This window comes from Pseudomonas sp. B21-012 (assembly GCF_024749305.1).
Taxonomy (GTDB): domain Bacteria; phylum Pseudomonadota; class Gammaproteobacteria; order Pseudomonadales; family Pseudomonadaceae; genus Aquipseudomonas.
This window is the reverse complement of the sequence record NZ_CP087197.1, coordinates 3,222,761-3,233,956: the sequence shown is the minus strand read 5'-3', so window position 1 is coordinate 3,233,956 and position 11,196 is coordinate 3,222,761. Positions and strand designations below refer to the sequence as shown.

10 protein-coding genes are annotated in these 11,196 nt (G+C 62.2%); 9 read left to right on the top strand and 1 reads right to left on the bottom strand.

The genetic code is table 11. From position 1 onward, the window contains the following. Position 1: 1 nt before the first annotated feature. Positions 2 to 1,105, bottom strand: a complete 1,104-nt coding sequence (locus LOY37_RS14835; protein ID WP_283817204.1) for an efflux RND transporter periplasmic adaptor subunit — start codon at positions 1,103 to 1,105, stop codon at positions 2 to 4. Between the two features lie 740 nt (positions 1,106 to 1,845). On the opposite strand from LOY37_RS14835, the gene LOY37_RS14830 reads away from it, so the two are divergent. The 9 genes from LOY37_RS14830 to LOY37_RS14790 all read left to right on the top strand — a co-directional run bounded on the left by LOY37_RS14830 (position 1,846) and on the right by LOY37_RS14790 (position 11,191). After that, the gene (locus LOY37_RS14830) at positions 1,846 to 2,265 is read left to right on the top strand and encodes an MAPEG family protein (protein WP_045198192.1); all 420 of its coding nucleotides are present in this window, start codon (positions 1,846 to 1,848) and stop codon (positions 2,263 to 2,265) included. A gap of 67 nt (positions 2,266 to 2,332) precedes the next feature. Continuing rightward, complete coding sequence (locus tag LOY37_RS14825) at positions 2,333 to 2,749, top strand: hypothetical protein (RefSeq protein ID WP_258715094.1); 417 nt, start codon at positions 2,333 to 2,335, stop codon at positions 2,747 to 2,749. Positions 2,750 to 2,864: 115 nt separating this feature from the next. Beyond that, positions 2,865 to 4,697: a fatty acyl-AMP ligase gene (locus LOY37_RS14820; RefSeq protein ID WP_258715093.1), complete on the top strand. Its 1,833-nt coding sequence runs from the start codon at positions 2,865 to 2,867 to the stop codon at positions 4,695 to 4,697. Beyond that, entirely contained in the window at positions 4,694 to 4,942 is a 249-nt protein-coding gene (locus LOY37_RS14815) for an acyl carrier protein (protein ID WP_045198198.1), read from the top strand. Before LOY37_RS14820 ends, LOY37_RS14815 begins: the two co-directional genes overlap by 4 nt. Further along, positions 4,939 to 5,844: a fatty acid desaturase gene (locus tag LOY37_RS14810; protein ID WP_052676521.1), complete on the top strand. Its 906-nt coding sequence runs from the start codon at positions 4,939 to 4,941 to the stop codon at positions 5,842 to 5,844. Before LOY37_RS14815 ends, LOY37_RS14810 begins: the two co-directional genes overlap by 4 nt. 19 nt (positions 5,845 to 5,863) lie before the next feature. After that, complete coding sequence (locus tag LOY37_RS14805; protein ID WP_258715092.1) at positions 5,864 to 7,345, top strand: coniferyl aldehyde dehydrogenase; 1,482 nt, start codon at positions 5,864 to 5,866, stop codon at positions 7,343 to 7,345. A 2-nt stretch (positions 7,346 to 7,347) separates the two neighbouring features. Further along, the gene (locus LOY37_RS14800) at positions 7,348 to 8,559 is read left to right on the top strand and encodes an aminotransferase class I/II-fold pyridoxal phosphate-dependent enzyme (RefSeq protein WP_052676522.1); all 1,212 of its coding nucleotides are present in this window, start codon (positions 7,348 to 7,350) and stop codon (positions 8,557 to 8,559) included. A 38-nt stretch (positions 8,560 to 8,597) separates the two neighbouring features. Next, a complete protein-coding gene (locus LOY37_RS14795; RefSeq protein ID WP_052676523.1) occupies positions 8,598 to 9,761 on the top strand; it encodes a sulfotransferase in 1,164 nt (387 codons plus the stop codon). A 71-nt stretch (positions 9,762 to 9,832) separates the two neighbouring features. After that, entirely contained in the window at positions 9,833 to 11,191 is a 1,359-nt protein-coding gene (locus LOY37_RS14790) for a DUF1254 domain-containing protein (RefSeq protein WP_258715091.1), read from the top strand. The last annotated feature ends 5 nt before the right edge of the window (positions 11,192 to 11,196 follow it).

The window sequence follows — 11,196 nt, the reverse complement described above, 5'->3', positions numbered from 1 at the left end:
GCTACTCCTTGCCGGCCAAGGCAACCTGACGGTTCTGGTTATCGACCGGCTGGACCTTCTGCCCCTCGCGCAGCACCTGAACCCCGGCGCTGACCACCCAGTCGTCCGGCGCCAGCCCCTGCAGCACCGCGACCTGCTGTTCGCCAAAGCTGCCGATGCTGACGAAGGCACGGCGCAGGGTCGATTGCTGCGGGTCGACCACCCACACAAACGGCCGGTTGGCTTCAGCGCTGAGCGCCGACAGCGGCACTGCCAGGGTCGCGCTGGCTTCATGGGCGATGAACACTCGCGCGCTTTGCCCCAGCTCCACCGGTACGGCGTTGTCGGTGAAGGTCACCCGGGCGGCAAAGGTCCGTGAGCGGGGGTCGGCCGACGGTGACATCTCGCGGATCTGGCCGTTGAAGCGCCGTTGCGGTTGCGACCACAGCTCGATGGATACCGGCTGGCCAATGCGAAAACGCTCGAAGGCTTGCTCCGGCAAGTTGATCAGCACTTCACGCTCGCCGTCGGCGGCCAGGCTGAACACCGTGCGCCCGGCGCTGACCACCTGCCCGACTTCGAGCATGCGCCGGGCAATCACCCCGCTTTGGGTGGCGCGCAGCACGGCATAGTCGGCCTGGTTGCGGGCACTGTTGAATTGCGCGGTGGCCTGCCTGAGCTGGGCTTCGCCTGCGCGGTAGGCGTTGTCGACATTCTCGAATTGCGAATGGCTGACCATATTGCGCTGCAACAGCCGCTGGTAGCGATCACGCTCGGCCTGCACCAGGCGCAGGTTGGCCTGGGCGGCGGCCACCTGGGCGCGGCGGGCGTCGAGCTGAAAATGCAGGTCTTGCGGGTCGAGTTGCGCCAGTGGCTGGCCCTCGCGAACCTTCTGGCCAACCTCGACCAAGCGCTTGCTGACCTTGCCATCGATGCGAAAGGCCAGCTCCGGCTCGAAGCGTGCGCGCACTTCCCCCGGGTAGGCATCGGCCAGGTCGGTCGCCGCCTGCGGATGGACAATCAGCACCGCAAGGGGAGGGGGCGAAGGCGGGGCAGGGGCGTCACAGGCCGCGAGCAGAGCAATGAGGCTGACAGGCAATACCATAGACAACACGGGGCTGTGCATGCGGATAAACCTTCCCTGGGCGTTGTAATTGTTATGGGCAGCGAAAAGATCCTAGGTCTGCTACCCCCCAGCGTCCAGTAATGAAATGTAAATCCGGGCAACGCTGAAACTGCAATTTCAGCGGGAAAATAGCGTGACCGTTTGGTCACTGTAAGACCGATAGTTATTTATTAAAAAATATCAACTCATTTGAATAGCCGTTATCGCCAAACCCTCTTTATGGTGTGATGCCCGGTCTAGACTTGTTACTCGACGCCGGTGTGACAACTTCTTTACAGGTAAACAGCGCAAGTGCCCGGCGAAGGGATCCAAAAGCGATGAGCGGCATTTTTTTTCGCTTGACGCTCGAAAAGAACCGTGCAACTTTTGGAAACAGTTAAGCGAGGAGCGCGAATATGTCGAACGGAGTCGACCACGTCATTCGGGTTGCAGTTAAACCCATCACCACACGGCTTTTGTCGTCTCGGTCCTGCTCAGATTGCTGGCGTAACCGCTGCTGCTACATGCAGTAGACACGGTCTCGGGCAATCGCTGTCAATGCTGCCGAAGTAGCCTGAATAGTCACAACTGTTTGGGATGTTTCTTACGCTGTATTACGCCACCGTAAAGTAGTCGGTCTGTTATCGTCGATTTGGCCTTGAACCCAGGGCCAACTGTTCAGCCTGCGCGCCGGTGTAGTGGCGGGCGAGCGGCTGGGCATCGGAAAGTTGTAGAAAACCAACAATAAGAAGGTGTGTGCAATGAATCAAGGTCTGATGTTTTATCCGGCGCTGGCAATGATCCTGCTGACCGTCGTGGTGCTGTATCTGATGTTTCGTGGACGGCAAAGTGCCGTGAAGTCCGGAGCGCTGAGTGCCGCTTACTTCAAGACCTATGACACCGGCGAGAAGCTGCCGCGGGCAGTGCGCCAGACCGAGCGCTGCTTTCACAACCTGCTGGAGTCGACGCCACCGTTCTACTTCCTGTGTGTCGCCCTGATCAGCCTGGCCAAGGTTGACTGGGTGTTCATCGGCCTGGCCTGGGCCTACGTCGCCTGCCGGGTGCTGCAGAGCCTGGTGCACGTCACCAACAACAAGGTCGGGCCACGCTCCAAGCTGTTCATGCTGAGCTGGCTGGTGCTCCTGGCGATGTGCGTGCGCCTGGGCTTTCTGATCCTCTGACAGTACGTTTGTTAGTTTCTAATGATAGACCGCGGCTACTACTGGCAATCACCGGAGACCGTTCGAGATGAGCACAACAATAACAACAACAGCGCGTGGCAGTAAAAACAGGCGAATGTTTATAACCGGGGTGTTGTCGGCCATCCTCTACGGCGGCTGGGCCTATTATGTAAACGCCGGGCTGGAAACCGCCATGGCCTCGGCCATGGTACAGGCGCTGGGCAGTTTTATTGGCGGCTACCTGGTTGCCGGCCTGGTAGAGTTTGCCTTTAGCGTCACGCCCAGACCCTGGCGCTTTCCAATTGCTGCATTTGTCCCCTATGGCTTGACCCTGCTGACCTATGCCGCTGCGCATCGATTGGTCGGTACGCCGGAAATTCTCAAAACCATCATGCTCAATATTATTGTCGGGACACCCTACTTTGTTCTTTATTGCGTGAAACTTGAACGCAATGAAGCGCAGCGTTTGATAGTGAGCAGTTGAGTCTCGCACGTCACAGCTAATAACACTGTTTCAATAACATGTCGGTCGCGCGCGAGTGCGCGCGAGTCAGGGCTGTGCGCTGTATAAAAATAATAACGAACCAGAGCCGTTAATCATGAATATGAACGTTGAGCGGAGCGCCTCACTGGTGAAACCGTCGGCCGCTGCATCGGTAGTTGCAACGCTGGTGGATCTCGCCCGTCATCATGCCCGGGTACAACCCGATAAACAGTACCTGTTGTGGCTCGACAAGGGCCGCGAAGAGGGCAAGGCCTATACCTTCGCCGAGTTGGATTACGCCGCCAGGGCACTGGCGGTCGAACTTCAACAGCAACTGGCCCTGAAGGCCGGCGCCGAGCGGCAACCACCGGCGGCGATCATCGCCACGCAACCCGGGCCGCAGTTTGTATTGGCGTTTTTCGCCTGCCTGTATGCCGGCATTGCCGCAGTGCCGGTCTACCCGCAGAAAAAAAATGAAAGCAGTGAACGCTTGTGCCGGGTCATCAGCGATGCCGGGGCGCAGTTGCTGATCACTGACCGGCTGTCGCTGGCGGCGCTGCTCGCGCATGAGGCCATCACCGGCCTGGTGCAGGTGGTCGACGTCGACCAGGCCGACCCCGCGCTTGCCGGGCAATGGCAGGCGCCGGCCATCGATGCAGACTCAGTGGCCTTCATCCAGTACACCTCGGGCTCCACCGGCATTCCCAAGGGCGTGGTGGTCACTCACGCCAACCTGATGAGCAACGAGCAGATGATTGCCGAGTCGCTCAATCACGACCACAACACCGTGTATGTCAGCTGGCTGCCGGTGTTCCACGACCTGGGCCTGATCGGCCTGCTGCAGGCGTTCTACCTGGGCGTGCGCTGCATCCTTATGTCGCCGCTGGCTTTTGTCGCCAACCCGTTGCGCTGGCTGGAGGCGATCTCCCGCTACCGCGCAACCACCAGTGGCGCACCGAACTTCGCCTACGACCTGTGCCTGCAGCGCACCACGCCGGAGCAACGCCAGCAGTTGGACCTGAGCAGCTGGACGGTCGCCTACAGCGGCGCCGAACCGGTGCGCAAGGGCACCCTCGAGCGCTTTGCCGAAGCCTTTGCCGACAGTGGCTTCCGGGCGCAGGCGTATTGCCCCTGCTATGGCATGGCCGAAAGCACGCTGTTCGTCACCGGCGTGCCGCAAGGCATCACGCCGCTGACCCTGACCCTGGACAAAGCGCAGCTCAACCTCGACCGCGCGGTGCTGGTCGACGCACAGCACGCCGGGCCACAGAGCATTCACTTCGTCAGCTCCGGGGTACCGGCGCAAAGCTGCCAGGTACGCGTGGTCGACCCGCAGCGCTGCGTGGCGCTGGCGGACGATCTGGTCGGTGAAATCTGGGTCAGCAGCCCGAGCGTCAGTGGCGGCTATCGCAACCGCCCGCAACTGTCCCAGGAGGTGCTGCAGGCAACCCTTGAAGGCGAGCCGCAGCGGCGCTTCCTGCGCACCGGCGACCTGGGCTTCATGCACCAGGGCGAGCTGTTCGTCACCGGCCGGCGCAAGGATCTGATCATCATCGATGGCAAAAATCACTACCCCCACGACCTTGAACAGACCATCGAAAGCACCCTCGCCGAGCTGAGCATCAGCATCGCCAATGCCTTTTCCATCGCGGCGTTTTCCGTCGATCGCGACGAGCGCGAGCAACTGGTGGTGGTGATCTCGCTGCACAAGAGCCAGGCGCAGATCTTCTCGGTCGAGCAGACCAGCCGGGCGATCAGCGCGGCAGTGTCGCGTGCCCATGGCGTGGCCCTGGATGAGCTGTTGTTCGTCAGCAGCCGCTTGCCCTTGACCTCCAGTGGCAAGTTGCAGCGCGCGCAGTGCCGCAGCCTGTACCTGGACGGGCAGTTGCAGGCGGTGGTCTCGCCGTTCGAGCTCAACCACCAGGGCACCAGGGAGGTGACGTCATGAGCCAGCAACAGATCGCCCAATGGCTGCGCGAACACCTGGCAAGCCTGCTCAAGCTTGACCTGGCCCAGGTCGACAGCGCCCTGGCGTTCGATGAGTACGGCGTCGCCTCGCGCGATGCCGTGGGCATGATCGGTGAGCTCGGTGAATGGCTTGAGCGCGAGCTCGATCCTGCCCTGGTCTACGACTACCCGTCGATCGACGAACTCAGCAACCACCTTTCCACGCTCACGAGGGCTGAACCATGAACCCAGTACCGCAGCACGGCGCGCGCGTCGATTGCGAGGACGAGTTTCGCCGCCTGATGACCCGCCCGCGCTTCGCCTGGCCGACCATCATCCTGTTCGTGGTGATCATGCTGGCCTTCATCCTGTCCACGGCGCTGGCGGTCAGCGACCGCCTGGCCATGGGCTGGGCATTCGTCATCAACACCTTGTGTTCGTACCTGGCCTACACCGTGTTGCACGAAGCGTCCCACGGGCTGATCTGCGCCAACCGCTTTGCCAATGACGTCATTGGCCGCCTGGGGTTCCTGCTGGTGACCCTGACGCCGTTCTTGCGCACTTACCGCTTCCTGCACATGGCCCACCACCATCACACCAATGATCCGCGCCTGGACCCGGATTATTCCTGCGGTGGCGGCCGCGCCTGGACCCTGCCGCTGCGCTGGCTGATGATGGACAGTGCCTACATCACCACCTACTTTCGCAACGGCTCTTATCAGTCCCGGCCGACCGCCGAGAAGGTCGAGTTCTGGCTGGCCTGGCTATTTGCCGTGGCGGTGGTGGTGACCGTCTGCCTGATGGGCTGGATCGTACCGTTCCTGGTGCTGTACCTGCTGCCGACCCGGGTCGCGCAGTTCTTCCTGGCGATCACCTTCGACTACTTGCCGCACTTTCCCCACGCCACCAAGGCGCACGACAACAAGTACCAGGCGACCAACAACCGGGTCGGCATGGACTGGCTGTTCTTCCCGCTGTTCGTCGGCCAGAACTATCACCTGTCGCACCACCTGTACCCCGGCGCGCCGTTCTATCGCTACAAGAAAGTCTGGCTGTCGAGAAAGACCCGCCATGAAGCCCAGGCGCCGGCACTGGTGCCCGGGCACCGCCTGGCACCGATCAAGCAACCCCTTTCTCTGGCTGAGTAACTGAAGGCAGGTGATGGACATGAACCATTCGATTTCCAGTGTTGCCGACCCGGCCCAGGTGCGCCCTGTGTCCTTGAGTGATCAGCCACAGGCGCCAGCCTCGGCGCTGCAGGCGATTTTCGAGCAACAGACGGCAGCCTTTCTCGAACAGCCGATGCCCAGCCTTGAGGAGCGCCTGCGCGCGCTGGACGACCTCGAGCAACTGGTGCGCAGCCACATCCCGCAGATCCAGGCGGCGCTGGACAAGGACTTCGGCCACCGCTGCGAAGAAGAAACGCTGATGGCCGAGATCGTCGGCAGCCTCAAGGCCTGCACCTACGCCAAGCGTCATCTGAAGCGCTGGATGAAACGCCGGCGCTGCGCGGTGGACATCAACTTCAAGCCCGCCCGCGCCTGGGTGATGCCGCAGCCGCTGGGGGTAGTGGGAGTCATGTCGCCGTGGAACTACCCCTTTGGCCTGGTGATCAAGCCGCTGATCGCCGCATTGGCCGCCGGCAACCGGGTAATGATCAAGCCCAGCGAAATGGCCCCGGCAGTCGGCCGCCTGCTGCAGGTGATGCTGGCCAAGGCGTTCAAGCCGTCGCACGTGTGCGTGGTCGAAGGCGACCAGCAACTGGCCCGGCAGTTTACCGAGCTGCCGTTCAACCACCTGCTGTTTACCGGCAGCACTTCGGTCGGCAAGCAGGTGATGGCGGCCGCGGCGGCCAACCTCACGGCGCTGACCCTGGAGCTGGGCGGCAAGTCGCCGGTGATCATCGACGAGCACTTCGACATGCGGCGCGCAGTCAAGTCGATCGTGACCGGCAAGCTGCTCAATGCCGGGCAAACCTGTACCGCACCGGACTATGTGTTGGTGCCCAAGGCGCGCCAGGCCGAGTTCGTCGAGGCGTTCAGCGCGCAGGTCCGGCACATGTACCCCGACCCGCTGCACAGCCCGGATTACACCAGCATCATCAACAGCCGCCACTTCGAGCGCCTGCAGGGTTACTGCGACGATGCCATTGGCCGTGGGGCGCAGCAGCACCCGGTGTACCCGCAGCAGCTGTCTTGCGCGCAGAGCCGCAGGTTGTTGCCGACGCTGTTGATCGACCCGCCCGAGGATGCGCGGATCATGCAGGACGAGATCTTCGGCCCGCTGCTGATTGTCGTGCCTTACGAGCAGCTTTCCAGCGCCGTTGGCTACATCAACCAGCGCCCGCGGCCACTGGCCCTGTATGTGTTCACCGACGACCATAACGTCGAGGACTACGTGCTCAAAAGCACAGTGGCCGGTGGCGTGACCATCAATGACACGCTGCTGCACTACACCCAGGAATCGCTGCCGTTCGGCGGCGTCGGCAACAGCGGTTTCGGTGCCTATCACGGCGAACGCGGGTTCCAGGCCTTCAGCCATTTCAAGCCGGTGTTCCGCCAGTCGCGCATCAACTTCCTTGATGCGGTGCGCGCGCCCTATACCAGCAGTTCACGCTGGTTCCTGAAGAAAATGATCGGGATGGCCTGACCATGAACGCACCCCTGCACACTTCTAACCCGGCGCGCGTGCCTGACTGGTACGTTGAGCACATGCGCCCGGCTTGCGAGTTCGTCGCCAGCCTCGACCCGTTCCCGTTCTGCCAGCCGAGCGACCTGAGCGGCTACATCGCCTTGCACCAGAACGACTACCTGCGCCTGGGCAATCACCCGGCCGTGAGTGCCGCCCGCGCCGGGGCCAATGCCCAGTTGCGCGACGAGTCGTTCATGTCGAGCATCTTTGGCGGCAGCGCCGATGAGTGCGAGGCGTTCCGCGCACAGATGGCCCGCTGCATGCGCGCCGACGACGCGATTCTGACCACCTCCGGCTGGGCCGCCAACGTCGGCCTGCTCGAGGCGATCACGCCGCTGTTCAAGCCGGTGTACATCGACAGGCATGCCCATGCGTCGCTGTATGACGGCATCAAGTTGTCGCTGGGCAAGAAGATCGTCATCGAACACAACGACACCGACGACCTGCTGCGCCGGCTGGAGAAGAACGGCCCGGGCATCGTCGTCATCGATGCGGTGTACAGCACCGACGGCTCGATCGGCGACATCCGCCGCTACCTGGAAATCTGCGAAGCCCACGAGTGCCTGCTGGTGCTCGACGAGGCGCATTCCTTCGGCATGTTCGGCAACGGCGGCGGGCTGGCGGTGGAACTGGGCCTGGCCGAACGCGTGCACTTTCGCACGGTGAGCCTGAACAAGGCGCTGGGCGGGCACGGCGGGCTGATTGCCGGCAATGCCCAAGCCATGCAGCTGGTGCGCGCCGGCTGTCGCTCGGTGATTTTCAGCTCGGCCACCTCCAGCGTCTCGGCGGCGGGGCACCTGGCTGCGCTGAACATCATCATGCACCAACCCGAGCGCGCCCGGCGCTGCCTGGACAACGCCAGCGAGTTTCGCCGCCAGTTGCAGGAGGCCGGGGTGGCGGTGGGCGACAGCCAGTGCCAGATCGTCTCGCTGTTTTTCGACGACGAACAGCAAGCCTGCGTGTTCTACGGCAAGTTGCAGCAGCGCGGGGTGTTGACCTCGGTGTTCCTGCAGCCGGCAATCCCGGCGGGCATGGGTGTGGTGCGCTATTCGATCCACTCCCAGCTCAGCGCCGCGGAGCTGGACAAGGCGGTCGCCGCCACCCTGCAAACCCTGATGGAAATGGACCTGCTCGATGCACCGCAGGCCAGCGCGCAACAGCGCGAAGGCTGAGCGTGTCTGCGCATAACTATAAAAACAAGGGAGTCATCATGAGCGATAAGAAACAAGGCAAGCTGTCGGTGCATCCGTACATCGGCGGCAGTGCCAGCAACCTGATCCGCAATGTCATCAAGCATGGCGGCGTCAGCCGCGACAAGCTGGCGACCTTCACCCTGACACTGTGCGGCACGGCGCTGACCTTGCCGCTGCGCCTGGTGGAAACCCTGCGGTTCAACAAGGCCATCGAGCGCAGCCGCCTGCAGGAAGACCCGATCTTCATCCTCGGCCATTGGCGCAGCGGCACCACCCATTTGCACAACGTCATCAGCCAGGACAAGCGCCTGGGCTACCTGACCACCCTGCAGGCGATCTTCCCCACCTGCGCGGTAATCCTCAGCCGCCACAAGCTGCTCAAACGCATGGTTGCCAGCCTGCTGCCGGCGCAGCGGATGATGGACAACATGAAGATCGGCGTCGACCTGCCGCAGGAAGAAGAGTTCAGCCTGTCGTGCCTGATGACCACCTCGCACCACTGCAACCACTTTCCGCGCACCATCCGCGAAAGCTTCGACAAGTACGTGCTGTTCCAGACCAGCCCCGACGAGGTGGCGAACTGGGAAAAGGTCTACCAGCAGGTGATCAAGAAGGCCTCGTTCCTGGCCAACGGCAAGCGCCTGGTGCTGAAGAACCCCTACAACACCGCACGGATTCCGATGCTGCTCAAGCTCTATCCCAACGCCAAGTTCATCCACATCTCGCGCAACCCCTACAACATTTATGTGTCGGCACTGCATGACTTCGTCAAGGAAGCCGAGGAAATGGCCCTGCAGGAGTTCACCAACGAGGACTTTTCCGAGCTCTGCTACAGCCTGTACGGGAAGATCATGAATGCCTACTGGGATGCGCGCGACCTGGTGCCGCCGGGCAACCTGGTCGAGGTGAGTTACGAGGACTTCGACGAAGACCCGCTCAACGAAGTCAAGCGTATCTACCAGACCCTCGACCTGCCGCTCGAGCCTGCCGTGCTCAAAGACATCGAGGCCTACCTGGCATCGATCGCCGGCTACAAAAAGAACAAATACACCTACAGCGAGCAGCAGGCCCGGGCCATCGAGGCCAACTGGGGCTTTGCCCTGGAAAAAATGAAATACAGCCTGCCGCCCGACATCGTCGTCGATAACAGCCGCGACTGGTCCTGTGACATGAACTACTGAGTGCCCTGGTTCACCCGTCAATGTCCGCGTGGGCCACAGGCTCACCCCTCTATAGCGCAGGAAGTGTGTTCATGAGCATGGCTGAAGATATCCACCAAACGGTTGCCCAGGGTCAGCAGGACTGGGCGTTCAGTGTCGGTGTGCAACTGGTGGTCTGGGGGCTGCCGATCGTCGAGTGCTGGAAGTATCGCCTGGGCAAGGTGGTCGGCCACGGCGCGCAAGCGCAGGGGCAGGCGATCAACGCCTTCCAGCATATGCGCAGCCTGTCGACCCGGGCGTCGAGCAAGTTCGTCAACTCGGCCACCGATTTTCTCTATTCAACCGCGGTACTGGATTTGCACCAGGGCCCGCTGGTACTCACGGCGCCAGATTTCCAGGAGCGCTGGTATGGCCTGCAGGTGCTCGATCCGTACATGGAGACCCTGGCCAACCTCGGCACCCGCACCTATGGCCGACAACTGCCCAGCGTGGTGATTGCCAACCGTCGCGATCAGCATCGGGTGCCGGCGCAGGCCACGGTGATCTACAGCGACAGCGACTTTCTGTATGTTGTCGGGCGCATTGCCGCGGGCGATCATGAAGACCTGAGCGCGGTTAACGCCCTGCAGGACGGCCTGCGCCTGACACCGCTGCACGGCGCCGACCACCCGGGCTTTGACCTGACGCAGGTTACCCCGGGGTCTTGTGCGCCGCTGCGTGCGGGCGATTCCAGTTGCCCGGCGGAGCTGGCGTTCTTCGAAGAGCTGGGCGCGGTGCTCAAGTTTGTCCCGCCCAGCGCCAGCGAAGGCATGTTGCTCGGGCTGATGGCCGACGTCGGTATCAGCGTTGAAAACGGCTTCGCCCACCAGAGCCTGGCACCTGCAGTGCGCGAAGGCCTGGCGCGCGCGGTGGTGCAAGCCACGGCGATCCTGCAAGGCAAGGTGTTCGAGCGTGGCGAGCTGAACAACGGCTGGAAGTTGCCGGGGGCGATCGGCAACTACGGCCATGACTACATCCTGCGTGCGCTGGTGTCGTTGCACGGCATCTGGGCCAACGTAGCGGAAGAAAGCCTGTACTTCATGGCCTGGACCGATTGCGAAGGCAACCTGCTGCATGGCGACAACCAGTATGAAATCCGCTTTGAAGCCGGGCAGTTGCCACCGGTTGAAGCCTTCTGGTCGATCAGCTACTACGACGACCAGGGCCGCCTGACCGACAACCCGCAGGACAAGTACACGGTCAATTCGCTGTATCACCAGTTGCAGGCCAATGCCGATGGCTCGACCTCGGTGTTCATTGGCAAGGCGCCGGTGGCGCCGCCGTTCGCCGGGAACTGGCTGCCTTCGCACAGCGGCTACTTCAACCTCAACCTGCGCTGCTACAACCCGGGGCCAGCCTTGCTCTCGGGCCAGTACCGGGTGGCGCCGATCGTCCGCATACAGGGGCAGTGAAGCCG

Excerpts from the sequence above, each read along its gene's own strand:
- LOY37_RS14820 (WP_258715093.1), top strand. The coding sequence starts at position 2,865 with ATGAATATGAACGTTGAGCGGAGCGCCTCACTGGTGAAACCGTCGGCC.
- LOY37_RS14815 (WP_045198198.1), top strand. The coding sequence starts at position 4,694 with ATGAGCCAGCAACAGATCGCCCAATGGCTGCGCGAACACCTGGCAAGC.
- LOY37_RS14800 (WP_052676522.1), top strand. The coding sequence starts at position 7,348 with ATGAACGCACCCCTGCACACTTCTAACCCGGCGCGCGTGCCTGACTGG.
- LOY37_RS14825 (WP_258715094.1), top strand. The coding sequence starts at position 2,333 with ATGAGCACAACAATAACAACAACAGCGCGTGGCAGTAAAAACAGGCGA.
- LOY37_RS14805 (WP_258715092.1), top strand. The coding sequence starts at position 5,864 with ATGAACCATTCGATTTCCAGTGTTGCCGACCCGGCCCAGGTGCGCCCT.
- LOY37_RS14835 (WP_283817204.1), bottom strand. The coding sequence starts at position 1,105 with ATGCACAGCCCCGTGTTGTCTATGGTATTGCCTGTCAGCCTCATTGCT.
- LOY37_RS14830 (WP_045198192.1), top strand. The coding sequence starts at position 1,846 with ATGAATCAAGGTCTGATGTTTTATCCGGCGCTGGCAATGATCCTGCTG.
- LOY37_RS14790 (WP_258715091.1), top strand. The coding sequence starts at position 9,833 with ATGAGCATGGCTGAAGATATCCACCAAACGGTTGCCCAGGGTCAGCAG.
- LOY37_RS14795 (WP_052676523.1), top strand. The coding sequence starts at position 8,598 with ATGAGCGATAAGAAACAAGGCAAGCTGTCGGTGCATCCGTACATCGGC.
- LOY37_RS14810 (WP_052676521.1), top strand. The coding sequence starts at position 4,939 with ATGAACCCAGTACCGCAGCACGGCGCGCGCGTCGATTGCGAGGACGAG.